This window comes from Fulvimonas yonginensis, from assembly GCF_037137055.1.
GTDB classification, from domain to species: Bacteria; Pseudomonadota; Gammaproteobacteria; order Xanthomonadales; family Rhodanobacteraceae; genus Frateuria_A; species Frateuria_A yonginensis.
The window spans coordinates 298664-322864 of sequence record NZ_JBBBNY010000004.1 but is presented as its reverse complement, the minus strand read 5'-3'; the positions used below and the strand labels follow the sequence as shown (position 1 = coordinate 322864).

At 70.9% G+C, this 24201-nt stretch carries 19 protein-coding genes; 10 read left to right on the top strand and 9 right to left on the bottom strand.

What is annotated here, in order from left to right; all coding sequences use genetic code 11:
• Positions 1–259: 259 nt before the first annotated feature.
• Both WAT24_RS08985 and WAT24_RS08980 read left to right on the top strand, forming a co-directional pair.
• The gene (locus WAT24_RS08985; protein ID WP_336807508.1) at positions 260–943 is read left to right on the top strand and encodes a rhomboid family intramembrane serine protease; all 684 of its coding nucleotides are present in this window, start codon (positions 260–262) and stop codon (positions 941–943) included.
• A gap of 10 nt (positions 944–953) precedes the next feature.
• Positions 954–1277: a DUF1820 family protein gene (locus tag WAT24_RS08980; protein WP_336807507.1), complete on the top strand. Its 324-nt coding sequence runs from the start codon at positions 954–956 to the stop codon at positions 1275–1277.
• Positions 1278–1281: 4 nt separating this feature from the next.
• On the opposite strand, the gene WAT24_RS08975 is transcribed toward WAT24_RS08980, so the two are convergent.
• Both WAT24_RS08975 and tfpB read right to left on the bottom strand, forming a co-directional pair.
• Complete coding sequence (locus WAT24_RS08975) at positions 1282–2004, bottom strand: glutamine amidotransferase (protein ID WP_336807506.1); 723 nt, start codon at positions 2002–2004, stop codon at positions 1282–1284.
• 20 nt (positions 2005–2024) lie between these two features.
• The gene (gene tfpB, locus WAT24_RS08970) at positions 2025–3842 is read right to left on the bottom strand and encodes a type IV pilus assembly ATPase TfpB (RefSeq protein WP_336807505.1); all 1818 of its coding nucleotides are present in this window, start codon (positions 3840–3842) and stop codon (positions 2025–2027) included.
• A gap of 97 nt (positions 3843–3939) precedes the next feature.
• Here tfpB and glyQ point away from each other — a divergent pair, with 97 nt between their 5' ends.
• A complete protein-coding gene (gene glyQ, locus WAT24_RS08965) occupies positions 3940–4851 on the top strand; it encodes a glycine--tRNA ligase subunit alpha (protein WP_336807504.1) in 912 nt (303 codons plus the stop codon).
• Positions 4848–6992, top strand: coding sequence for a glycine--tRNA ligase subunit beta (gene glyS, locus WAT24_RS08960; protein ID WP_336807503.1), 2145 nt, complete (start codon positions 4848–4850; stop codon positions 6990–6992). Before glyQ ends, glyS begins: the two co-directional genes overlap by 4 nt.
• A gap of 15 nt (positions 6993–7007) precedes the next feature.
• Here the strand turns inward: glyS and WAT24_RS08955 are convergent, their stop codons facing one another.
• Entirely contained in the window at positions 7008–7604 is a 597-nt protein-coding gene (locus WAT24_RS08955) for a helix-turn-helix domain-containing protein (RefSeq protein ID WP_336807502.1), read from the bottom strand.
• 281 nt (positions 7605–7885) lie between these two features.
• On the opposite strand from WAT24_RS08955, the gene WAT24_RS08950 reads away from it, so the two are divergent.
• Entirely contained in the window at positions 7886–8740 is an 855-nt protein-coding gene (locus tag WAT24_RS08950) for a YbaY family lipoprotein (protein WP_336807501.1), read from the top strand.
• An 86-nt stretch (positions 8741–8826) separates the two neighbouring features.
• On the opposite strand, the gene WAT24_RS08945 is transcribed toward WAT24_RS08950, so the two are convergent.
• The 4 genes from WAT24_RS08945 to mnmG all read right to left on the bottom strand — a co-directional run bounded on the left by WAT24_RS08945 (position 8827) and on the right by mnmG (position 16013).
• A complete protein-coding gene (locus tag WAT24_RS08945) occupies positions 8827–10659 on the bottom strand; it encodes an autotransporter domain-containing protein (protein WP_336807500.1) in 1833 nt (610 codons plus the stop codon).
• 161 nt (positions 10660–10820) lie between these two features.
• Positions 10821–13136 carry a Tex family protein gene (locus WAT24_RS08940; protein ID WP_336807499.1) on the bottom strand — a complete coding sequence of 772 codons (2316 nt, stop codon included), beginning with the start codon at positions 13134–13136 and terminating at the stop codon, positions 10821–10823.
• Positions 13137–13240: 104 nt separating this feature from the next.
• Positions 13241–13996 (bottom strand): RDD family protein, encoded by a 756-nt coding sequence (locus WAT24_RS08935; protein ID WP_336807498.1) that lies wholly within the window; start codon positions 13994–13996, stop codon positions 13241–13243.
• Between the two features lie 142 nt (positions 13997–14138).
• Positions 14139–16013, bottom strand: a complete 1875-nt coding sequence (gene mnmG / locus WAT24_RS08930; protein WP_336807521.1) for a tRNA uridine-5-carboxymethylaminomethyl(34) synthesis enzyme MnmG — start codon at positions 16011–16013, stop codon at positions 14139–14141.
• 573 nt (positions 16014–16586) lie between these two features.
• On the opposite strand from mnmG, the gene WAT24_RS08925 reads away from it, so the two are divergent.
• Entirely contained in the window at positions 16587–16772 is a 186-nt protein-coding gene (locus tag WAT24_RS08925) for a hypothetical protein (protein ID WP_336807497.1), read from the top strand.
• Positions 16773–16964: 192 nt separating this feature from the next.
• On the opposite strand, the gene pepN is transcribed toward WAT24_RS08925, so the two are convergent.
• On the bottom strand, positions 16965–19613 hold the full coding sequence (pepN, locus tag WAT24_RS08920) for an aminopeptidase N (RefSeq protein ID WP_336807496.1): 2649 nt from the start codon (positions 19611–19613) through the stop codon (positions 16965–16967).
• A 48-nt stretch (positions 19614–19661) separates the two neighbouring features.
• On the opposite strand from pepN, the gene WAT24_RS08915 reads away from it, so the two are divergent.
• A complete protein-coding gene (locus WAT24_RS08915; RefSeq protein WP_336807495.1) occupies positions 19662–20657 on the top strand; it encodes an aldose 1-epimerase in 996 nt (331 codons plus the stop codon).
• The gene (locus WAT24_RS08910) at positions 20654–21604 is read left to right on the top strand and encodes a pyridoxal-phosphate dependent enzyme (RefSeq protein ID WP_336807494.1); all 951 of its coding nucleotides are present in this window, start codon (positions 20654–20656) and stop codon (positions 21602–21604) included. Before WAT24_RS08915 ends, WAT24_RS08910 begins: the two co-directional genes overlap by 4 nt.
• A gap of 64 nt (positions 21605–21668) precedes the next feature.
• Here WAT24_RS08910 and WAT24_RS08905 read toward each other — a convergent pair whose 3' ends face one another.
• Complete coding sequence (locus WAT24_RS08905; protein WP_336807493.1) at positions 21669–22556, bottom strand: DMT family transporter; 888 nt, start codon at positions 22554–22556, stop codon at positions 21669–21671.
• A gap of 79 nt (positions 22557–22635) precedes the next feature.
• Between WAT24_RS08905 and WAT24_RS08900 the strand changes: the two genes are divergently transcribed.
• A complete protein-coding gene (locus WAT24_RS08900) occupies positions 22636–23190 on the top strand; it encodes a DNA-3-methyladenine glycosylase I (RefSeq protein WP_345786362.1) in 555 nt (184 codons plus the stop codon).
• A 255-nt stretch (positions 23191–23445) separates the two neighbouring features.
• Positions 23446–24180 carry a hypothetical protein gene (locus tag WAT24_RS08895; RefSeq protein WP_336807492.1) on the top strand — a complete coding sequence of 245 codons (735 nt, stop codon included), beginning with the start codon at positions 23446–23448 and terminating at the stop codon, positions 24178–24180.
• Positions 24181–24201 lie beyond the last annotated feature (21 nt).

Here is a 24201-nt window from a genome sequence, read left to right as displayed (position 1 = left end):
GCCGCGCCGATGGTAGTGTGCACCTCGCATGCAAGAGTAGGTCACCGCCAGGGGCTTCATACCCAAACCCTCTCCCCCTCGGGAGAGGGTTTTTCTTTGGACGGATGCGCCGCTCGCGTCGACTTGCACGGCAGACGCGCGGCGCCCCGGGCGGTAGACCGTGCGGAAGGCGACAAACGTGCGGCAGGCATTGGAACACCGTGCTTGCCGTACCCGTATGATGCGGTCAGCGATGGCTGCGCGTGAGGGAGACGCCGCCTTGTTCGTCCATGTCGAAACACGCCGGAGGTCCACCACGCTGTGGGCCACGCTGGTTCTGGTCGTACTTTGCGTGGCCAGCTTCGTGGCGCTGGCACTGATGCCGCCGCCGCAGCGCGTTTCGTTCCTGCTCGAATGGGGCACGATTCCGGCCAACATCTTCCACGGCCATGCCGCGTTCTGGCGGCAGCTGGCCGATCCTGCACTGCTGCGCCTGTTCACCGCGCTGTTCATCCACGTGGCGTGGATCCACCTGCTGAGCAACCTGCTGTTCCTGGTGATCTTCGGGTTGCCCGCCGAGCGCACGCTCGGCTCCGCGCGCTTCCTGTCGCTGTTCGTGGTGGGCGGGATCGTCGCCAACCTGGTGGGCGCGCTCACGCTGGCCGGCGTACGCCTGCCCATCATCGGTTGCAGCGGGGCGGTGTCCGCGGTTCTGGGAGCGTACGCGGCGCTGTTCCCGCGGGCGCGCCTGGGACTGGTGCTGCCGCTGGGCCTGTTCCTGGAGTTCGTGCGCGTGCCGGCCTTCCTGCTGATCGGCATCTGGGTGCTGCTGCAGCTGCTCTTCAGTTACGCCGGGCCCAGCTACGGCGCGGTGGTGTGGTGGACGCACATCGCCGGCTTCCTGTTCGGCATGCTGTTCGCGCTGTTCTCGCGCGAGGCCATCGCCCGCCGGTTGCGCGGCTAAACTTCCCGCCATGCCAGCCAAGAAACTCTACAAGGTTACCTTCCTGCACCTGGGCAAGTGCTACGAGCTGTATGCGCGGCACGTGGCATCCAGCCCGCTGTGGGGCTTCACCGAAGTGGGGCAGCTCGTCTTCGAACCGGCCGGTTCCGGCCTGCTGGTCGATCCCAGCGAGGAACGCCTGCGCGAGGAATTCGCCGACACCCGCGTGCTGCACCTGCCGATGCAGTCGGTGGTGCGCATCGAGGAAGTCGAACGCAAGGGTGCGCTGGCGATCCGCGACGCCGGCGACGGTCAGAAGATCACGCCCTTTCCCCTGCCGCCGAAGCCGCGCTGACGGCTCAGGCGGCGCTCAGGCCGTGCCACAGGCCGAAGCCGCGCATGATGCGGCGGGCGACCGGCGTCGCCGCCACCTGCCGGTAGACCTGGTGCGGGTCGCTGCCTTCGCGTCGCATCGCTTCGCGCTTGCGATGGATGTAGGCGCGCATGACGTCGGCGTTGAACTCGGGGTGGAACTGCACGCTGACCGCGCTCGGGCCGTAGCGCAGCAGGTGATGCGGATCGCGCTCCGAGCGGGCGAGCACCGTGGCGCCGGCCGGGACCTCGAGCACGCTCTGCTCGTGCGTGGTGTGGGCGCGGAAGCTGGCCGGCAGACGCTGCGTGAGCGGGTCGTCCGCGGCGGCCGCGGTCAGTTCGATCGGCAGCGTGCCGATCTCGCGGCCGCCGGGCAGGTAGTCGACCCGGCCACCGAGGGCGTGCGCCATCAGCTGGTGGCCGTAGCAGACGCCGAACAGCGGCAGCTGCGCGTCCATCGCGTCGCGGATCCAGCCGGCGGTGCGTTCGCTCCAGGCGGCGCGCTCGGTGACCATGGCGGCCGAGCCGGTGATCAGTGCGCCGGCCACCTCCCGTGGCGGCGGCAGCGCTTCGCCGGCGGCGACATCCACCACGCGCAGGCGGATCGGCGACAGTGCGGCGCACAGCCGGAACCAGTGCGGGAAGTCGCCGTGACGCGCACGGATGGAGTCCGGCGCACGGCCGGTGCGGATGATCAGGACGGGTTTCATGGGAGCGTCTGCTGGGCCGGCTAGGACAGGCTTTCGTGCTCGATCGGCGGCAATACGGTGAGCACTTCCTGCACGGTGGTCAAGCCCTTGGCGACCTGCATCGCCGCCGAAATGCGCAAGGGCTGCATGCCCTCGGCCAGGGCCGCCTCGCTGAGCCGGGCGAGGTCCAGCTGGGCCGAGATCAACCCGCGCATCCTCGGGCTGATCCGCAGCATCTCGTAGATGCCGGTACGGCCCATGAAACCGGTGTTGCGGCATTCCAGGCAGCCCACCGGCTCGAACACCTGCTCCGGCACCGGCAGCGTCCAGCCGTGGGTGAGCGCAGTCCAGGCATGCGGGTCCTGCGCCGTGGCGCGCTTGCAGTGCGGGCACAGCGTGCGCACCAGGCGCTGCGCGACCACGCCGGTCAGCGTGGATTGGATCAGGTAGTGCGGCACGCCCAGGTCGAGCAGGCGGGTCACCGCGCTGGGCGCGTCGTTGGTGTGCAGGGTGGAGAGCACCAGGTGGCCGGTCAGCGAGGCCTGCACCGCCATCTGCGCGGTTTCCAGGTCGCGGATCTCGCCGATCATGATGATGTCCGGGTCCTGGCGCAGCAGCGTGCGCACGCCGGCGGCGAAGTCCAGCTCGATCGAGGGCTGCACCTGCATCTGGTTGAGCTCGGGGCTGACCATCTCGATCGGGTCTTCCACCGTGCATACGTTGAGCTCGGGACGTGCCAGGTGCTTGAGCGTGGAGTAGAGCGTGGTGGTCTTGCCCGAGCCGGTCGGGCCGGTGACCAGCACGATGCCGTGCGGCCGCTCGACCATCGAGCGCCAGATCGCGCCCTCCTCCGGCGAGAAGCCGAGCTGGCCGAAGTCCTTGGCCACGATGTCCGGGTCGAAGATGCGCATCACCACCTTCTCGCCGAAGGCGGTCGGCATGGTCGAGATGCGCAGTTCCACCTCGCGCCCCGCCGCCGAGCGCGTCTTGATGCGACCGTCCTGCGGACGGCGCTTCTCGGCCACGTCCATGCGAGCCAGGATCTTGATGCGCGCGGTCACCGCGGTCATCACCGGCGGCGGCAGCTCGAACACCTTGTGCATCACGCCGTCGATACGGAAGCGCATCTGGCCGGCGTCGCGGCGCGGCTCCAGGTGGATGTCCGAGGCGCGCTGCTCGAAGGCGTACTGCAGCAGCCAGTCGACGATGTGCACCACGTGGCGGTCGTCGGCGCCGACCTCGCCGGTCTTGCCGAGCTCCACCAATTGCTCGAAGTTGAGGATCGCCGCCGAGCTGTCGTAGCCGGCGCCCTTGGCGTCCTGCGCCAGCTGGATCGAGCGCTGCACGCCGTAGAACTCGGCCAGGTAACGGTTGATGTCCAGCGGGCTGGACACCACCCGGCGCACGTCCCGGCGCAGCATCTGCGCCAGGTCGGTCGCCCAGGCCGCGTCGAACGGCTCGCTGGTGGCGAAGGTGACCTCCGCGGGCGAGGCCGCCACCGGCAGGATGCGATGGCGCGTGGCGTAGGCATGGCTGACCACCTGGGTCACCGCCGCCACGTTGATCTTCATCGGGTCGATCTTGAGGTAGGGCAGCGCGGCCTGCCCGGCCAGCCATTCGGTCAGGCCCTCCAGGCTCAGGGGGCGGCCCGGCTCGCGCAGGTTCGGCAGCTTGGCGTTGGCGATCAGCACCAGCGGATGCAGCTCGACCGTGCTGCGTCCGGCGCGGGCGCCCATGCGCACGTTCTTGGCGTCCTCGGCCGACACGTAGCCGTCGACCACCAGCGCGGCCAGCACGTCGTCCAGCCCCAGCCGGCCGCGGCGGCCCAGCAGGGAAGCGATTTGCGGTGTTGCGGCCATCCGGCGGCCTCCCCCGTGATGCGTTCGAGCCTGCGCCAGGCCAGTGCCGGCGCGGGCTTTGGCTATACTAACGCGCTTTGTCGCAGGCCAATCGCCCATGTCAGCGCGCACCTTCCAGGACGTGATCCAGACCCTCAACCGCTACTGGGGCGCGCAGGGTTGCGTGCTGCTGCAGCCGCTGGACACCGAGGTCGGCGCCGGCACCTTCCACCCGGCAACCTTCCTGCGCGCGCTCGGTCCGGAACCCTGGGCGGCCGCCTACGTGCAACCCTCGCGCCGCCCCACCGACGGCCGCTACGGCGAAAACCCCAACCGCCTGCAGCACTACTACCAGTACCAGGTGGTGATGAAGCCCAACCCGGAGAACATCCTGGAGCTGTACATCGGTTCGCTCAAGGAACTGGGGCTGGATCCGCTGGTGCACGACCTGCGCTTCGTCGAGGACAACTGGGAATCGCCCACGCTGGGGGCCTGGGGCCTCGGCTGGGAGGTGTGGCTGAACGGCATGGAGGTGACCCAGTTCACCTACTTCCAGCAGGCCGGCGGCCTGGAGTGCCGTCCGGTGACCGGCGAAATCACCTACGGCCTCGAGCGCCTGGCGATGTACCTGCAGAACGTGGACAACGTCTATGACCTGATCTGGACGCAGGGCCCGCACGGCACCGTCACCTATGGCGACGTGTTCCACCAGAACGAGGTCGAGCAGAGCACCTACAACTTCGAGCACGCCAACGTGCCGGAACTGCTGCGCTGGTTCGACGTGTGCGAGGCCACCGCCAACCAGCTGATCGCCGCCGGCCTGCCGCTGCCGGCCTACGAGCAGGTGATGAAGGCCAGCCACACCTTCAACCTGCTCGACGCGCGCCGGGCGATCAGCGTGACCGAGCGCCAGCGCTACATCCTGCGCGTGCGCACGCTCTCGCGTGCGGTCGCCGAGGCTTACGTGGCGCAGCGCGAGAAGCTCGGCTTCCCGGGGCTCAAGAACGTTTCGAAGGAGCAGGTCGCATGAGCCAGCCCAAGTCGCTGCTGGTCGAACTGGGTACCGAGGAACTGCCGCCGAAGGCGCTGGACGAACTCGCGCAGGCGTTCCTGAGCGGTCTCGTCGAGGGGCTGGGCAAGCGTGGCATCGAGGCGGCGCTGGACCAGGCGCGCGCCTACTGCACGCCGCGCCGGCTGGCCGTCTACGTGCCGGCGGTGGCCGCCATCCAGCCCGAGCAGCACGTCGAGCGTCGCGGCCCGGCGGTCAACGCCGCACTCGATGCGCAAGGCCAGCCGTCCAAGGCGTTGCTGGGCTTCGCCCAGTCCTGCGGCGTGGACGTGGCGCAGCTGGAGAAGCTGGAGACCGACAAGGGCGCGTGGTTCGTGTTCCGCGCGATCAAGCCTGGGCAGACCCTGGCCGCGCTGCTGCCGGAGATCGTCGAGGAAGCGCTCCGGAGCCTGCCGATCCCGCGCTCGATGCGCTGGGGCGATCACGACTACGCCTTCGTCCGTCCGGCGCACTGGCTGGTGATGCTGCACGGCGCGGATATCATCGACGGCGAGGTGCTCGGCCTCAGGAGCGGGCGCAAGTCGCGCGGCCACCGCTTCATGCATCCCAACCCCGTGCACGTGACGGACGCCGACGGCTGGCTCGATGCCCTGCGCGCGGCCAAGGTGCTGGCCGATCCGGCGGAGCGCCGCGAGCGCATCCGCGCCGAGGTGGCCCGTGTCGCCGCGCAGACCGGCGGTACGCCGCGGCTGGACGACGCCCTGCTCCACGAGATCGCCAACCTCACCGAGTGGCCGGCGGCGATCGCCTGCACCTTCGAACGCGAGTTCCTGGCGGTGCCGCCGGAGGCGCTGGTCACCACCATGGAAACCAACCAGAAGTTCGTGCCCGTGTTCGACGCGGCGGGCGGGCTGACCGAGCACTTCATCGGCATCGCCAACATCGAGTCGAAGGATCCGGCCGAGATCCGCAAGGGCTACGAGCGCGTGATCCGCCCGCGCTTCGCCGACGCCAAGTTCTTCTGGGACGAGGACCTCAAGACGCCGCTGGCCGACTACCAGGAACCGCTCAGGAACGTCACCTACCAGCAGGCGCTGGGCAGTCTTTGGGACAAGAGCGTGCGCGTGGCCGAGCTGGCGCGCGTGATCGCCGGGCGCGTCGGCGTCGACGCCGGCGCGGCGACCCGCGCGGCGTCATTGGCCAAGTGCGACCTGCTGACCCGCATGGTCGGCGAGTTCCCCGAACTGCAGGGCGTGATGGGTCGTTACTACGCACAGCGCCAGGGCGAGGGCGAACCGGTGGCGCGGGCGCTGGACAGCTACTACCAGCCGCGCTTCGCCGGCGATGCGATCGCCGCCGACCCGGTCGGCCGGGTGCTGGCGGTGGCCGAGCGCCTGGACACCCTGGCCGGGATCTTCGCCGTCGGCATGAAGCCGAGCGGCAACAAGGATCCGTTCGCCCTGCGTCGCGCCGCGCTCGGCCTGGCCCGCACCCTGGTCGAAGCCGGCCTGGAACTGGACCTGCGCGCCGCCTTCGTCGAGGCGCTGGAGTTGCTGCCCGAGCGTGCGCTCGCCGCGGGCGTGAAGCCCGGCAAGGACGGCAAGTCGCCCGCGTTCGATGCGGCCGCGCGCCGTGCCGCGCTGCTCGGCGAGCTGATCGAATTCGTGTTCGACCGCCTGCGCGGCTACTACGCGGACCTGGGCTTCACCTCGGAACAGTTCGAGGCGGTACTCGCCGCGGCTCCGGCGACGCTGCCGGACTTCGACCGCCGCCTGCGCGCGGTGGCCGAGTTCGGGCGCCGGCTCGAGGCGGAAAGCCTGGCGGCGGCGAACAAGCGCGTGGCCAACATCCTGCGCAAGGCGGAGGAGGAAACCGGTACGCCCGTGAGCGGCACGGTCGATCCTTCCTGCTTCGAGCTGCCGGCCGAGCGCGATCTCGCCGCCGCCCTGGAGCATGCCCAGGCCGACACGGCCGAGGCGCGCGCCGCGGGCGACTACACCACCGTGCTGGCGCGCCTGGCGCAGTTGCAGGTACCGGTGGACAGCTTCTTCGACAGCGTGCTGGTGAATGCCGAGGATGCGCGCGTGCGTGCCAACCGGCTGGCGCTGCTGGCGCAGCTGCGCGAGCAGTTCGCGCAGATCGCCGACATCGGCCGGCTCTGAGGCGGACCGCGCCGGTCAGGCGCTCTCGGTGAGGGCGTGGCTGCCCGGCGCGGTGCGGGCGCGGTGGATCCGCTCCGACAACTGCCGGTTGAAGGCCAGCATCGCCGAGGTGTCCACGCGTACTCCGCCCGGACCGAGCGCCTCGTAGAGGTCGGCCAGCAGGTCGGTATTGTCGGCGAGCGACAGGTTGCTGTCGGCCAGATCCAGCTCCGATTGCAGGATGCGCATGGCGGCGTTGAGGCGCTGGCTGTCGACCCCGGGTCCGTGCGGGATCAGGGAATGGCCGGCAACGCCGTTCAGGCGCACCTTCAATCGGCGCGCCGTTTCGGTGGTGAGCTGCTCCTCGCCGCTGCCCTGATCCTTGCCCGGGACGATGGGCCCCTCGCCGGCCACCAGCCAGACCAGCGAAATGCCCAGCGTGCGCGCCAGTTTCACGCAGCGCGCACGGGAGGGGTCGGTATGACCGTCGCGCCAGCTGCGCACCACGCCCTCGGAAAAGCCGCACAGGCGCGCGATCTCGGTGGCGCTGCCGACGCGCTGGATCAGCAGCTTGATGCGGTCCGCGAAGGTGTTGCCGGTTTCGGCGCTGGAGATGGGTGTCGGATGGTTCATGGGCGAACCCCGGGGCAACGGAAAAAGGGCGGAAAGCGAATCCGCCGGCCGGGCTCCATCCTAGCGCGGCGCCGCTTATCGTTGGCTTTGGCCGCAGCGGGCTCGACCGGGGGTCTGGCCCGGCAGCCGACCGAGCCGTCAGGTGTCCTGCGATGGCTTGACTTTTTGCGCGAAGCGACTTTTTTCCGCTATGCTTGGAACTTCCCCCGCGGAAAACGCGGCGCCAGGCGCCCTCCGACTTCCGTGCAGTCCCCGGTGTTTTTCCCGAACGAGGTTTCCCCATGCGCAGGTTGGTTTGGTCCCTGATGTCGGTAGCTGCGCTGGCCCTGGCCGGTTGCAACGGTTCCAGCGCGCCGGAGCAGGGCGGCGACAACGCCGCGACGGCGCCCCAGACGAACAAGGTCACCGGTACGGTCAACGTGCGCGGCGACAACCCGCTCTCGCCCGAGGCGAAGCTGGTGGTCAGCCTGGTCGACGTCTCCTCCAACGCCCAGGCGGGCACGGTGCCGCTGGCCAGCAAGACGATCGCGCCGGTGCAGATCCCGCAGTCGTTCGAGCTGGACTTCAACCCGGCCGACGTGAACCCGGCCGACCTGTACGTGGTCCAGGCCCAGCTCACCGACGGCGATCGCCAGTACAAGATGCCGCTGCAGGCGCCGGTGCTGACCAAGGGTGCGCCCAGCCAGGTGTCGATCGAGCTGGTACCCGAGCAGACCCCGGCCGAGAAGCAGCTGGCCGAGTTCCAGGCGGTGCAGAAGCAGATCGGCGGCATGAAGATCAGCAATGGCACCAAGCTGGAGAAGGACGTCTCGCGTGCCTGGCAGGTGTTCCGCAAGAACGGCCAGGTGCAGTTCATCCGCGCCCGCGCCGACTACGGCGACAAGGGCTTCACCAGTACCGACTACGCCTACCAGGACGGCCAGCCGTGGGTCGTGGTGCAGCAGAAGAAGGCCAGCCAGGACGCCAAGCCCAGCTCGATCGAGCGCGCCGGCTGGGACAAGGACGGCAACCTGGTGCTCAAGCAGGTGCAGTCCGGCAGCAAGACCGACAACAGCCTCAGCGACGAGGAGGCGGCCAGCCTGAAGCAGCAAGCGCAGGACATCCTCAAGCTGGCGACCGGCGGCAAGGGCAAGTAAAGCCGCGGTATCGCTCGGACGTCCAGCCGTCTGGACGTCCAAAAAAAAAGCCGCCGTTTGGCGGCTTTTTTTCGTCCGGGGCGGGTTCAGAAGCCGATCTTGACGCCCAGGTTCACGCTGTCGTCCTTCTGGTTGCGGTCGCTGAAGCGCCCGTGGTATCCGAACCAGCCGGTGACGTTCTGGCTGAACTGGGCGGACAGGCCCAGGTCGGCGCTGCCCCAGGTCTTGTCCGGCACGTAGCCGGTCAACTCGAACCTGCCGGCCATGCCGACCAGGCCGGCACGGACCGTGCGCGGATCCGCCTTGTCGTCATGGTTCCAGGCCAGCTCCACGTACGGCATCAGCGTGGCGCCGCCGGCCTGCCAGTGACCCTGCAGGCGCCAGCCCAGCGAGCCGACCAGCGCGTCGCGCTGCTGGCTGCCGAACCACATCGCGGTGCTGTCGTTGCCGTCTTCGGTGTAGCCCTTGATCTTGACCGTCTGCCACTCCAGGTGAGCGAACGGGCCGGTCTGCAACCCGCCGGCCTGGAACCACCAGCCGCCCTCGAGACCGCCGCCCAGGTGCGAGCCGTCGGCCTTGCCGCCTTCGTTGCGCACGGCGGTGCCCAGCTGGACGCGGCGGTTGATGTCCTTGAAGTTGGCCTGGCCGAAGCTGGCGAAGCCGCCGACGTAGCCGCCGCCGTTGTGGTAAAGCGCGTAGCCGAGGCCGGAGATGTCCTGCAGCTTGTAGCCGCCCATGCCGCCGGCGAAGTCGGCGTTGTGCTGACCCAGGCCCAGTGCCACGCCCACCGAGACGTGCTCGCCGGCACGCACGTCGGTGCCCAGAGTCAGGTTGACATTGTCGCTGTCGGTCTTGGGCGAGGCGTCGGTGGCGTCGAAACGCTGGCGGCCGTAATCGACGCTGGCGAAGAAGCGGGTGTCGCTGCCCTGGCCGTCGGCCAGCATCTCGTTGCGGATCGCGCGGTACTGCGCGGCGGTGGCCGCCAGCGGCGCCTCGCCCAGCAGCGAGATCTGCCCAGGCGCACGGATCACCGACAGCACGTACTGGCCGAGCATCGCGTGCGCCGCCGTGGTGGGATGCACGCCGTCGGCGAACAGGTAGGTCTGGTCGGTACCGGCCGCGTAGGAGTAGGGCAGGCCCGAGCCGACCGGTCCGCACTGCACCGAGCTGCCGTTGCAGGCGGGCGCGGTGACGTTGGCGAAGCCGTAGGCGGACGGGTCGGCGATCACCTCGTTGAGCAGCGCGAAGGTGTTCACCGGGATCACGTTCAGCCCGCCCGCGCTGAGCTGCGCCAGGCCGCTGTTGAGCACACCGTTGAACACCAGCGACAGCTGGGTGCCGCCCTGTTGCGCGGCCGGCCCGCCGGCGGCGCTGGCCGGGGTCTTGCCGATGTCCGGCAGGTTGTAGACCACCACGTAGCGCGCACCGGCCGCCTGCAGCTGGCCGAGCATGCCGATTTCGGCCTGGGCCGCAGCCGCGGTGCCGGCAGCCAGCACGTTCGGGTCGGTGCTCGCGCCGGTGAGGTAGAAGATATCGTTGGCGCCACCCCACACCTGGTACAGCGCGTTCGGATCGGCGGCACCACCATTGGCGGCCAGATACAGGCCCATCTGCTGGGGCAGCGTCGGCACCGGAGCCACGCCCTGGACCAGGCCGGCGCCGCCGAAGGCGAAGTCGGTGCCCCCGGCCAGCGAGGGTGCGAGCGTGTGGCCCAGGCCCGCGGCGACGTTCTCGGCGGCCGTGGTGCCCGGGTTGGTGGTGAAGCGCAACGGCACCGGCGAGCCCTGCGCGAGCGACAGGTTGCCGGCGTCGCTCAGGCTGTCGCCGAACACGACGACCTGGCTGAAATCCGTGGCGGTGGCGGCAGTACTGCACAACAGACCGGCGAGGATGGCGCCGGCGAGACGGGTACGGGGCATGGCGGTGACGCTCCTGGGAAGGGCCGGGATGGCCTCGTTATTTGCGCGTTACGTTAATGCACTCCATACGGAAGCGCATGCTGCGGCGCATCGCGGGCGGTCCGCCCCACCGGCCCTGCGGCCGCGGTGCGGACCTTCCTCTCTCCACGCGCCCGATGCCGCTAGCGCTTGCCCTGCTGCGCGCGCCGCAGCGCCTCGGCAAAGGCGTTGTTGGCCGGCGGCGTGGACGGCTTGGGCGCGGGCGCACCGCGCACGGGACGGGCGGCGCGGGCCTCGCCGCCGGCGGGGCGGCCACCGCGGGGCTGGCCCGGCTCGTCATCCAGGCGCATGGACAGGCCGATGCGCTGGCGCGGGATGTCGACCTCCATGACCTTCACCTTGACGATGTCGCCGGCCTTGACCGCGTCGCGCGGGTCCTTGACGAAGCTGTGCGAAAGCGCCGAGACGTGCACCAAGCCGTCCTGGTGCACGCCGATGTCGACGAAGGCGCCGAACGCGGCCACGTTGGTGACGCGTCCCTCCAGGATCATCCCCGGCCGGAGGTCCTTCAGGTCCTCCACGCCCTCGGCGAAGCTCGGCGCGACGAAGGTCGGGCGCGGATCGCGGCCGGGTTTCTCCAGTTCCTTGAGGATGTCGCGCACGGTCGGCACGCCGAAGGTCTCGTCGGTGAACTGCTCCGGCTTGAGCCCGCGCAGGAAGCCGCTGTCGCCGATCAGGCTGCGCACCTCGCGGCCGCACCGGGCGATGATCCGCTCGACCACCGGATAGGCTTCCGGGTGCACCGCGCTGGCGTCCAGCGGGTTGTCGCCGTGGGGGATGCGCAGGAAGCCGGCGCACTGCTCGAACGCCTTCTCGCCCAGCCGCGGCACCTTGAGCAGCGCCTTGCGGTTGGGGAACGGGCCATGGGCGTCGCGGTGCCTGACCACGTTCTCGGCCACGCTGGCGGAGAGGCCGGCCACGCGCGAGAGCAGCGCGGCCGAGGCGGTGTTGACGTCGACGCCGACGGCGTTGACACAGTCCTCCACCCTGGCGTCCAGCGCGCGAGCGAGCTTCACCTGGTTGACGTCGTGCTGGTACTGGCCCACGCCGATCGCCTTGGGCTCGATCTTGACCAGCTCGGCGAGCGGATCCTGCAGGCGGCGGGCGATCGAGACGGCGCCACGCAGGCTCACGTCGAGGTCGGGGAACTCCTTCGCCGCCGTCTCGGAGGCGGAGTAGACCGAGGCGCCCGCCTCGCTCACCACGATCTTGGCGAGCTGCATGTCCGGCAGCTTCCTGATCAGCTCGCCGGCCAGCTTGTCGGTCTCGCGCGAGGCGGTGCCGTTGCCGATCGCGATCAGGTCCACGCCGTGCTGCTTGCACAGCCTGGCCAGCGTCGCCAGCGATTCGCTCCACTGGCGCCGGGGTTCGTGCGGATAGATCGTCTCGGTGGCGAGCAGCTTGCCGGTGGGGTCGACCACCGCCACCTTGACGCCGGTGCGGATGCCGGGGTCCAGGCCCATCACCGTCCTGGCGCCCGCCGGCGCGGCCAGCAGCAGGTCCTTGAGGTTCTCGCCGAACACGCGGATCGCCTCGTCTTCGGCGCTCTCGCGGACGCGGCCGAACAGGTCCAGCGTGAGGTGCAGGTGCAGCTTGACGCGCCAGGTCAGGCGCACGGTCTCGCGCAGCCAGGCGTCGGCGGCGCGGCCGCGGTCGTGGATGCCGGCATGCACGGCGACGCGGCCCTCGGCTTCCAGGTGGCCCAGCTCGGCCTCCAGCGCCGGCTGCAGCTCCAGCTCGATGATGCCTTCGTTGCGCGCGCGCATCAGGGCCAGCAGGCGGTGCGAAGGAATCTTCGCGATCGGCTCCACGTGGTCGAAGTAGTCGCGGTACTTCGCGCCTTCCTGCTCCTTGCCCTCGACCACCCTGGCGCGGATCTGGCCGTGGGTCCACAGCCAGTCGCGCAGCTCGCCGACCAGCTGGGCGTCCTCGGCGATCGCTTCCATCAGGATCGCGCGCGCGCCGTCCAGCGCGGCGCGCACGTCGGGCACGCCCTTGTCCGCGTCGACGAACGCCTCGGCGAAGGCCTCCGGCGCGCGAGTGGGGTCCTCGCGCAGCCCCGTCGCGAGCGGTTCCAGGCCGGCCTCGCGCGCGATCTGCGCCTTGGTGCGGCGCTTGGGCTTGTACGGCAGGTACAGGTCCTCCAGCCGCGCCTTGGTGTCGGCGGCGAGGATGTCGGCCCTCAGTGCCTCGGTGAGCTTGCCCTGTTCCTCGATGCTGGCCAGGATCGCACCGCGGCGCTCCTCCAGCTCGCGCAGGTAGCGCAGGCGTTCCTCGAGCAGGCGCAGCTGCGTGTCGTCCAGGCCGCCGGTGGCCTCCTTGCGGTAGCGGGCGATGAAGGGCACGGTGGCGCCTTCGTCGAGCAGGGCCACCGCGGCGCGCACCTGTTCGGGCTTGGCGGCGATGTCCTGGGCGATGCGGTGTTCGATGCTGAGCATGTAAGCGTGCTTCGGTGAGGCAGGAAGCCGTCGATCATAGCAACCGGCGCACGATCCGTCGGGCCGTGCGGCGGTCCGGCGGTCCGGCCGATCCGGCGACCTGGCTACGCGTGGAAAGAGCGGTCGTCCCGCCGTTCCCGCTCGCGGAACACGGCCGCGCGGCCGTTCAATACCAGGGTGTTGGCGAGCATGTCGTGCAGGCCCTGCTTGCGCCGCGTCCAGGCGACCATCAGGAAGCCGATCAGCAGGATCATCGCGCTGAGGATCTTGGCGGCGTAGCGGCCCAGTGCCCGCGGAAAGCTGATGCGCCGCCCCTGCAGGTCGGTCACGCGAATGCCCAGCGCGAGCTTGCCCACCGTGCCCTGCCAGGCCGAGCTTTCGCAGACGGCGAAGTACAGCCAGGCCAGCAGCCAGGTGAGCAGGTAGGCGGTCTGCATGCTCTCGTAGTACTGGCCATAGGCGGCAAAGACGCGATCGACGTCCTGCCCGGCCGACAGCACGGCCTGCTGCAGCTGCGCCTGCGCGGCGCCCTCGCCGAACGCCTTCATGATCAGCGTGTTGGGGACGAACAGGACGATCGCGTCGATGATGTAGGCGACCAGCCGCTTCCAGAAGCCGGCATAGTCCTCCAGTGCCGCAGTAGTGTTGGTCGACGGCGGCACCGCCGCGGACGGTCCGAACGGGGGCGGCGTGGCGGCGAGCGCGTCGGGGAACAGCACAGACAGTGGTTGCCAGTCGGCCAGGCCCTCGTACCAGCCCAGGTCGTCGCGCGCGAGCTGGCCGTCGCGCAGCCACTGGCGCACGTCCTCTTCCTTGTAGGGACCATGGCGCTGGCCGTCGCGGCCGATCCACACTTCCATCAGGCGTACTCCGCTCGTGTTCGGAACGCCCGATCATGCCATGTGGCCAGGCGTTGTAGGAGCGCGCTTGCTCACGATGCTCCCGCCTTTCGAATTCCCGCGCAAAAGGCATCGCGAGCAAGCGCGCTGCTACAGGGGGCGTTCAGGCGGTGCGGCGCTTGAGGTGCACCAGCAGCAGCGAGATCGCCGCGGGGGTGACGCCGCTGATGCGTGCGGCCTGGCCGAGGGTGGCCGGCTGCGTGTGCTTGAGCTTGGCCAGCACTTCGGCGGAGAGGCCGCGCACCTTGTCGTAGTCGAAGCCGGCCGGGATGCCGGTGTGCTCGTGCCGGCGCTGGCGTTCGATCTCCTCGCGCTGGCGCTCGAGGTAGCCGGCGTACTTGGCCTGCACCTCGACCTGCGCGGCGACGTCCTCGCGCTCCATCGCCGGGCCGAGTTCGGGCACGGCGGTGAGCTTGCCGTAGTCGAGCTCCGGGCGGCGCAGCAGGTCCAGCGCGCTGGTCTCGCGGCTGACGGCGAGGCCGAGGTGGCGTTCGACGGCGGCGCCCAGCGCGTTGGTTGGCGCGGCCCACAGGCCGGCCAGACGCTGCGTCTCGCGCTCCACGGCCTCGCGCTTGGCACGCAGCGCGTCGAAGCGCGCCTGCGGCACCACGCCGAGCGCGAAGCCCTGCTCGGTCAGGCGCAGGTCGGCGTTGTCCTCGCGCAGGTGCAGCCGGTACTCGGCGCGCGAGGTGAACATGCGGTAGGGCTCCAGCGTGCCGTTGCTGGTGAGGTCGTCGATCAGCACGCCGAGGTAGGCCTCGTCGCGCCGCGGGTACCACGGCGCCTCGCCACGGGCCATGCGCGCGGCGTTCAGGCCCGCGACCAGGCCCTGCGCGGCGGCTTCCTCGTAGCCGGTGGTGCCGTTGATCTGGCCGGCGAAGTACAGCCCGCCGATCGCCTTGGTCTCCAGCCACGGGTTGAGCCCGCGCGGGTCGAAGTAGTCGTACTCGATCGCGTAGCCGGGCCGGGTGACGTGCGCGCGCTCGAAGCCCTTGATCGAGTGCACCAGCTCCAGCTGCACGTCGAACGGCAGCGAGGTGGAGATGCCGTTGGGGTAGATCTCCAGGCTGTCCAGCCCTTCGGGCTCGATGAAGACCTGGTGCGAGCCCTTGTCGGCGAAACGCACCACCTTGTCCTCGATCGAGGGGCAGTAGCGCGGGCCGATGCCCTCGATCTGCCCGCTGTAGAGCGGCGAGCGGTCCAGCGCGCCACGGATGATCTCGTGCGTGCGCTCGGAGGTATGGGTGATCCAGCAGCTGACCTGGCGCGGGTGCTCCTCGCGCGAGCCGAGGTAGGAGAACACCGGCGCCGGATCGTCGCCCGGCTGCTCCTCCAGGCCGCTGAAGTCGATGCTGCGCCGGTCGATGCGCGGCGGCGTGCCGGTCTTGAGGCGGTCGGCGGCCACCGGCAGCTCGCGCAGGCGCCGGGCCAGCGTGCTGGCGGGTGGGTCGCCGGCGCGCCCGCCGGCGTACTGGGCCGGCCCGATGTGGATCTTGCCGGCGAGGAAGGTGCCCGCGGTGAGCACCACGGCAGCGGCGCGGAAGGTCACGCCCATCTGCGTGACCACGCCGGCGACGCGCCCGCCCTCGATCACCAGGTCGTCCACCGCCTGCTGGAACAGGTCCAGCCCCGGCTGGGTTTCGACAATGCGCCGGATCGCCGCGCGGTAGAGCGCGCGGTCGGCCTGGCAGCGGGTGGCGCGCACCGCCGGTCCCTTGGAGGCGTTGAGCGTGCGCCACTGGATGCCGGCGCGGTCGGCCGCGTGCGCCATGGCGCCGCCGAGCGCGTCGATCTCCTTGACCAGGTGGCCCTTGCCGATGCCGCCGATGGCCGGGTTGCAGCTCATCGCGCCGACGGTCTCCAGGTTGTGGGTCAGCAGCAGGGTGCGTGCGCCGCAGCGGGCGGCGGCCAGCGCCGCCTCGGTGCCGGCATGGCCGCCGCCGACCACGATTACGTCGTAGCGGGTGGGATGGATCATCGGAGTCGCGTCGCGTGCGGACAGATAAAGAGCGTGCGTATGGTAGCGCTTCATGGCGCAGCTCTGCGCAAAATCAAGAGCTTGGCACGAATGCTGCTTCACTCTGCGTGCACTTTCCTTGGACAGACGCTGCGCGAGGCCGCGCGCCGAGGCCGGGCAGACAGGGGCCCGGTCGCGTACCAGGAAAGGAAGCATGACGGCGCCGTCGGGTTTCCCGCGGCGCCGTCGCCTTTTCCGCCCCCACAAAAGCCAAGCCCCGCCATCGGGCGGGGCTTGGCCTTGCTTAGATCTGGCGCCCGGCGGTCTCAGGAACAGGGGGAATCCAGGATGACCGTGTTGCCGGGCGCCAGAAACCGGAAAGTCGCGGGCGCCGTCGCGCTCCCTCGCGACTGCGGGAGCGATATTCCCAGTACCGCCGTGAATAAAAAGTGACTAGTTGCGGCTTTTTTTTGTAGGGCAGCTGACGCTGAGCGTCAGCCGGCCGACGCGGTCCCGGCTCGGGTGTGACGGGCTTCACGCTCTGGCACGGCGGTTGCAGAGCCCGCTCGGGTCAACCGACTTTCCCGTTCCGCCATGGACAACGTCCTCGACTTCCAGCCGGTCTATCCGCGCCACGACCTGATGATCGAGATCGGCAAGGTGCAGATGGCGATCGAACGCCTGGCCGGGCGCAGCGAACAGGAGCGCCAGCAGTTGCGTCCCCGCCTGGAGTCGCACATGCACCGCCTGCGCAGCGCGCTGGACCAGCTGGCCGCCTGATCGGCGGGCCTGGCGACGGCGGCGCCGCGACGCCGGGACGCCCCACGTAGCGGACGCGCCCCCGCCGGGGGCGCAGGCGCGAGCTTGCCCGCGATGCTTTTCGATGGCGCGCCCGGCCGACGACCTGCCCGGCGCAAAAGGCAAGGAGCATCGCGAGCAGGCTCGCTGCCATAAAGGCCGTGTCCCTGGCGGCTACGCCTTGAGCATGTTGCCCACGATCTCGGCGAGGTTGCGCGAGAGGCGCCTGTCCGCCAGTCCCGCCACCGCCGCGCGTGCCTGTCCGCGGCGGACCGGTTCGAGCCGCTGCCAGCCGTTGAAGGCCGTGGCCAGCCGCGCCGCCACCTGCGGGTTGAGCGCATCCAGTTCGGCCAGCCGCGCCGCGAGCAGGCGGTACCCCTCGCCATCGGCGCGGTGGAAGCCGCTGGGGTTGCCGCGGGCCCAGGTGCCGAACAGGGCCTGCACGCGGTTGGGGTTCTTCAGGGTGAATCTCGGATCGGCCTCCAGCGCCCGCACGCGCGCCAGCGCAGCCTCCCCCGGGAGCTGTGCCTGCACGGCGAACCACTTGTCCAGCGCCAGTGCGTTGCCGTCGTAGCGCTTGCGGTAGTGCGCCAGCGCCGCGTCGGCTTGCGGCGCCGCGCTGCGCACCAGCACCGCCAGCGCGGCCAGGCGGTCGGTCATGGTCGCGGCCTGGTCGAACTGCGCGGCAGCCAGCGCCTGCGCGGCCGCGGTGTCGACCAGGGCGAGCAGTTCCAGCACGCGGCGCCTGAGTCGTCGGCGCGCCTGGCTGGCCGCGTCCAGCGCCGCGGCGGCGTCGGACGCAAGGTCGTGATAGCGCGCGTGCAGCGCGGCGTTGCCGATACGTGTCGCCAGTTCGCGCTGCAGCGCCTGATGCAGCGCATGGATGCGCGCGGGATCGACGTCGGTCTCGCGTTCGGCCAGCTCCACCTCGCCCGGCGGGGTGAGCAGGTCGGCGAGCAGCGCCGCGTCCAGTTTCATGGTCTCGAACAGCCCGGCCAGGGTCTCGCACCAGACGGTCAGCGCTGCCCGATCGCGCTCGTCACGCAACTCGGCGTAGGCACGCCAGGCCAACTGCTGCGCCGCCTCCCAGCGGTTGAAGCCATCCGTGTCGTGGGTCAGCAGCAGCGCCAGCTCGGCCGGCGCGTAGGCGCACTCGAGGATCACCGGCGCCGAGAAGCCGCGCAGCAACGACGGCACCGGGGCGCGCTCGATACCGGGAAAGACGAACGTGTGCTCGGCCCGATCGAGCACCACCACCTGCTCGGTCGCGCCATCCTGCAGCGGCAGCATGCGGCCGTCCGGATCGAACAACGCGAGCTTGACCGGGATCGGCAGCGGACGCTTGTCCGGCTGGCCCGGGGTGGGCGGCGTGTGCTGGCGCAGGGTCAGCGCGTACTCGCGCCGCACCGGATCGTGACGGCCCTCGGCGACCAGCCGCGGGGTGCCGGCCTGGCCGTACCAGGCGAGGTAGGGCGACAGGTCCAGCCCGTTGGCCTCGCCCAGCGCAGTGAGGAAGTCCTCGATGGTCGCGGCACGGCCGTCGTTGCGCGCGAAGTACAGGTCCATGCCACGTCGGAAGCCTTCGCGCCCCAGACGGCCGGCGAGCATGCGCACCAGTTCCGAGCCCTTCTCGTACACCGTGGCGGTGTAGAAGTTGTTGATCTCGCTGTACTGCGCCGGCCGCACCGGATGGGCGAGCGGGCCGGCATCCTCGGGGAACTGCGCGCGGCGCAGCAGCGCCACGTCGTCGATGCGCTTGAGCGGCGCCGAGTTCATGTCCGCCGAGAACTGCTGCTCGCGGAACACGGTGAGGCCTTCCTTGAGCGAGAGCTGGAACCAGTCGCGGCAGGTCACGCGGTTGCCGCTCCAGTTGTGGAAATACTCGTGGCCGATCACCGCCTCGACCGCGCGGTACTCGTCGTCGGTGGTGGTGTCCGGGTCGGCCAGCAGGTACTTGGCGTTGAAGATGTTGAGGCCCTTGTTCTCCATCGCGCCCATGTTGAAGTCGTGGGTGGCGACGACGTGGAACACGGACAGATCGTAGTTGCGCCCGTAGGCCTGCTCGTCCCAGCGCATGGCCCGTTCGAGCGCGTCCATCGCGTAGCCGCAGCAGTCGATCACGTCGGCTTCGGCCCAGATCACGAGCCTGACGTCGCGGCCGTCGGCGGTGCGGTAGTCGCGCTCGATCCTCTCCAGCCGCCCGGCGACCAGCGCGAACAGGTAGCAGGGCTTCGGGTACGGATCGACGAAGCGCGCCCAGTGCCGCCCGTCCGGCAGCTCGCCCGCGCCGTCCGGGTTGCCGCCGGCGAGCAGCACCGGGAAGCGCGCGCGGTCGGCGCGCAGGGTGACCGTGTACTTGGCCAGCACGTCGGGCCGGTCGGGAAAGAAGGTGATGTGGCGGAAGCCCTCCGCCTCGCACTGGGTCAGCAGGAAGCCGCGCTCGCGCGAGCCGGACAGGTACAGCCCCTCCAGCGCGGTATTGGCCGCCGGCCGCACGCGCACGCGGGTCTCCAGCACGCTGCCGTCGCGCGCGCCGTCGACCTCCAGCACGTTGTCGCGGTAGCGGTAGGTGCCCTCGTCCAGCGGCCGGCCGTCGAGCGCGATGGCGAGCAGTTCCAGCCCCTCGCCGTCCAGCCGCAGCGGCGCGTCCTGTGCGGGGTCGCGCGCGAGCTGCAGGCGCGACCGCACCTCGCTGGCGTCGATGCCCAGGTCGAACTCCAGTTCGATGTGGTCCACGCGCCAGGCGGGCGGGCGGTAGTCGGCGAGTCGGATCGGGGAGGGGGTCTGGTCGTCGCGCACGGTGTGGTCGAGAGGAAGCCGCAAGGGGAAGGCTCAGGCTAACATGCGACGTTTTCGCGACCCGGACCAAAGATGGGTGCTTTCGACGTCGCCATCGAGTGGCTGGACAGGCAGCCGATCGCGGTATTGAACGATGCCGAGCGTGGTCGCCGCGTGCGCATCGCGCGACGTGGCGCCTGTGTGCTCGGCCTGGAGGTGCGGCTGGGCGGACGCTGGATCGACCTGGCCGACGGCCATCGCGATGCCGCCGAGCTGGCGGCCCGGCCGGGCTCGCGTTTCGCGCTGCTGGCGCCGTTCGCCAATCGCATCGCCGAGGCGCGCTACCGGTTCGACGGCGTCGACCACGACCTCGCGCCCGGCGCCACCGGCAGCGCGCGCGCGTGCCGGCACGGTTTCGTGCGCGACGTGGACTTCGCCGTGGCCGAGCTTGCCGCCGACGCGGTCGCGGCGCGGGTGCTGCTGGCCACCGCGATCGCCCCGCGGCCGGGCTATCCGTTCGCGCTGGACCTGGCCGTGCGCTACACCCTCGCGGCCGACGGGCTCACCGTCGAGATCCACCTGCGCAACCTGGGCACCAGCGCGGCCCCGGCGTTCGCCGGCTGGCATCCGTACTTCCGCGTCGGCAGCGGCCCGCTCGCGGCGTGGGAGCTCGCCGTTCCGGCCGACTGCGTGATCGCCACCGACGAGGCCTTCATCCCGCTGCCCGGCGAGACGGCCTACCGGCCGCTGGCGCAGGCGCCGGAACTGGATTTCCGCCGGCCGCGCGCGATCGGCGCCCTGGGCCTCAACCACACCTATGCCGGCCTGCACGCCGATCCTGACGGGCGCGCGCGCAGCCGGTTGCGCGATCCGGCCAGCGGCGTGGGGCTCGCGGTGTGGCAGGAGGGCGGCGTCATGCTCGCCTATACGGGCGACACGCTCGACCGCGGCGCGCGCACCTCGCTGGCGCTGGAGCCGATGGCGAGCCTGCCCGACGCCTTCAACCGGCCTGACTGCGCGCAGGCCATCCGACTCGCACCCGGCGCCGCCCGCACGTTCCGCTGCGGCGTGGAGATCACCCTGCCATGACCGTGAGCCTGCCCAGCTTCGCCCAGATCCAGGACGCCGCCGCCCGCCTCGCACCGCACGCGCGCGTCACCCCGGTGCTGCGCAGCGACGCGCTCGATGCGCTGGCCGGTGCCGAGCTGCACTTCAAGTGCGAGAACCTGCAGCGCGGCGGCGCGTTCAAGTTCCGCGGCGCCTGCAATGCGGTGTGGGCGCTGGACGAGGCGAGCGCCGCGCGCGGCGTGGCCACGCATTCCTCGGGCAACCACGGTACCGCGCTGGCGTTGGCGGCGGCCACGCGCGGCATCCGTGCGCACGTGGTGGTGCCCGAGGGCGCGGTGCGCGCCAAGCTGGAGGCGATCGAGCGCGCCGGCGCCGTGCTGCATCGCTGCGCGCCGACCCAGGCCGCGCGCGAGGCCGCCACCGCGCAGCTGGTGCAGGCCACCGGCGCGATGCTGGTGCACCCCTACGCCGACACGCAGGTGATGGCCGGCCAGGGCACGCTCGCGCTGGAACTGCTGGCGCAGGCGCCGGCGCTCGACGCGCTGGTCACCCCGGTCGGCGGCGGCGGCCTGGCCGCCGGCGTCGCCACCGCCGCGCACGCGCTGCGGCCGGAACTCGCGCTGTTCGCCGCCGAGCCGGCCGGCGCGGACGATGCCGCCCGCTCGCTCGCGCGCGGCGAGCGCGTCACCGACGTGGTGCCGCAGACCGTGTGCGACGGACTGCGCGCGCTGGTCGGCGAGCCCAACCTGCAGGCCTTGCGCGAGCACCGCGTGGAGATCGTCACCGTCAGCGACGAAGAGGCGGTCGAGGCGATGCGCCTGCTGTGGCGCGAACTCAAGCAGGTGGTGGAAGTGTCCAGCGCCACCGCGCTCGCCGCCGTGCTGAAGGCGAAGGACCGCTTCGCCGGCCGCCGCGTCGGCGTGGTGCTCACCGGCGGCAACGTGGATCTCGACGCGCTGCCCTGGTAGGAACCAGCGTGCTCGCGATGGTTCCCGATGTACCGCAGCCGCGAGGCATCGCGGGCACTCGCTCCTACGGCGAACGCCTGCGTGAGCCGTTGCCGACGACGGCCGCCAGCCCGGCGAGTACCAGCGCGATGCCCAGCCATTCCATCGCGTCCGGCCGCTCGCCGAGGATCAGCCAGGCGAGCAGCACGCTGACTACCGGCACGCCCAGGCTGGACAGGCTGGCGACCGTGGTGGGCAGGCGCTTGAGCACCACCAGCCACAGGCCCCAGGCCACGCTGGAGGCCATCACCGCGCTGTAGGCGAGCGCGCCCAGGAACGGCGCGTTCCACTCAATCGGCCGCTGCGGCACCAGCAGGGCGACCGCGCCCAGCGCCAGTGCGCCGAACAGCATCTGCCAGCTGGTCAGCGCCAGCGGCGAGACCGCATGGCGCTGGAACAGGCGCTTGCTGAGCACCGTGCCGCCGGCCCAGCCGACGCCGCCGGCCAGGGCTAGCGCCGTGCTGAACGGGCTGCCCAGGCCGTGCCAGGGTTCCAGGATGCACAGCAGCCCGAGCGCGGCCAGCGCCAGTCCCAGCCAGTGCCGCCGCGTCGGCCGTTCGGCCAGCAACGGCCAGGCCAGCAGCACGGCCCAGAACGGCATGCTGTAGGCGAGCAGCGCCACGTGCCCGGCGCCACCGCCGACCAGCGCCCACTGCTCCAGTCCCTGGAACGCCGCCGTCTGGCACAGGCCGATCAGCAGCGTGGCCCCCAGCGGCGGCGGCCGCAGCGACTGGCGGCTGGCCAGCAGCGCAAGGAACAGCACGCCTGCGCCGAGCAGGTAGCGCAGCGCGGCGAAATCGAACGGCGCGGCCCAGCGCAGCGCCTGCTTCATCACCACCCAGCTGTAGGCCCAGATCAGGACGGTGGCGGCCAGCGCGGCCAGCGCGCCGCGCCGGGAAGACGTGTTCGACATACGGGACAGCCGGGGGCAGGGCGTGCCAGTGTACGCCCGGTGCTGCGCTACAGTGGCGCCTGCCATCAGGGAGATCCACATGCAGCGCTGCGGCTGGGCGACCGACGATCTGCTTTGCGCCTACCACGACACCGAGTGGGGCGTGCCGCTGCACGAGGACCGCGCACTGTTCGAGTTCCTCTGCCTGGAGGGCGCACAGGCGGGGTTGTCCTGGCGCACGGTGCTGGCCAAGCGCGAGCGCTATCGTGAGGTCTTCCACGGCTTCGACATCGCGCGCGTGGCGCGCATGAACGACCGCGAGCTGGAGGCGTCGCTGGCCGACCCGGGCATCATCCGCAACCGGCTCAAGGTGAGCGCGGCGCGCGACAACGCACGTGCCGCGCTGGCGGCGATCGACGCGCACGGCAGCCTGGACGCCTTCCTGTGGTCCTTCGTCGACGGCGAGCCCGTGCGCAACCGCTGGCGGACGCCCGCCGAGGTGCCGGCCACCACCGCGCTGTCGGACCGCATGAGCAAGGAGCTGCGCAAGCGGGGCTTCCGGTTCGTCGGCAGCACCATCTGCTACGCCTTCATGCAGGCGACCGGCATGGTCAACGACCACCTGGTCGGCTGCTTCCGCCACCGGCAGGTCTGACGGCCGGAACACCCTGGTGTGATGCCCTGCGCGGTGTCGTTGCGACGTGCCCGCCGTTTCGTGCGTGATGCCGGTCATGCGCCGTGAGGGGCGCGTGAAACAGCGCTGAACAGGCCGACCTGGCGGCGCTTGCGCGCTCCCCACTCAAGCGCGAAGCATGCACCTCCAGCGCGCTCCGCGGCCGACCCGCGACCGCGGAGCGACGAGTCGTCGAGCGGCCGCACAACGGCCACTCGTAATCTGCCGGAGAGTGCCATGAACACGCGTGTCCTCACGCTTCCCATCCTGACCGCCGCCCTGCTCGCGGCCCTCGCCATGACGCCAGCGTCGGCGCAGACCGCGCCCGACGACACCCCGACCGCCACCGACAACCACGCCGCGCAGCAGCTGGCCGGGCAGTTCGACACGTTCGCCGGTTCCGACGCCAACGCGCAGGCGCTGGTCGACGGGCTGCGCAAGGGCAGCGAGGTCACGCTGGAGGCAACCACCACCCAGGCCGACGGCACCACGACCACCACCCAGACCACCTTCCAGCCGGCCGCCGGCGCGCTCGGCTACGGCAACGTCAGGATCGCGCTGTCGCTCGCCCAGGCCAGCCTGGCGAGCGCGGGCATCATCGAGCCGACCGCCGAGGAGATCGCCGCCTCGCTCAACGGCGGCGCCCTCACGCGGGAGGACGGCACCACCATCGACCTCAAGGGCGTGCTGGCCGAACGCGCCGCCGGCGAAGGCTGGGGCCAGATCGCCAACGAGATGGGCTTCAAGCTGGGCGACGTGATGCGCTCGCCCAACGCCGCCGCGCACGCCGGCGACCATTCGGCGGCCAGGGTGGAGAAGGTGTCCTTTGCCGGCGGCCGGGCCGCCGATCATCCGGGCGCGACCGAGCATGTCGCCCGCGTCGACCGGCCCGAGCGCCCCGAGCACCCGACCCGACCCGAGCGTCCCGAGCGTCCGGAACGCCCCGACCGCGCCGGCCGCCCGGGCGGCTGATCCTGACGCAGCGCCAGCACC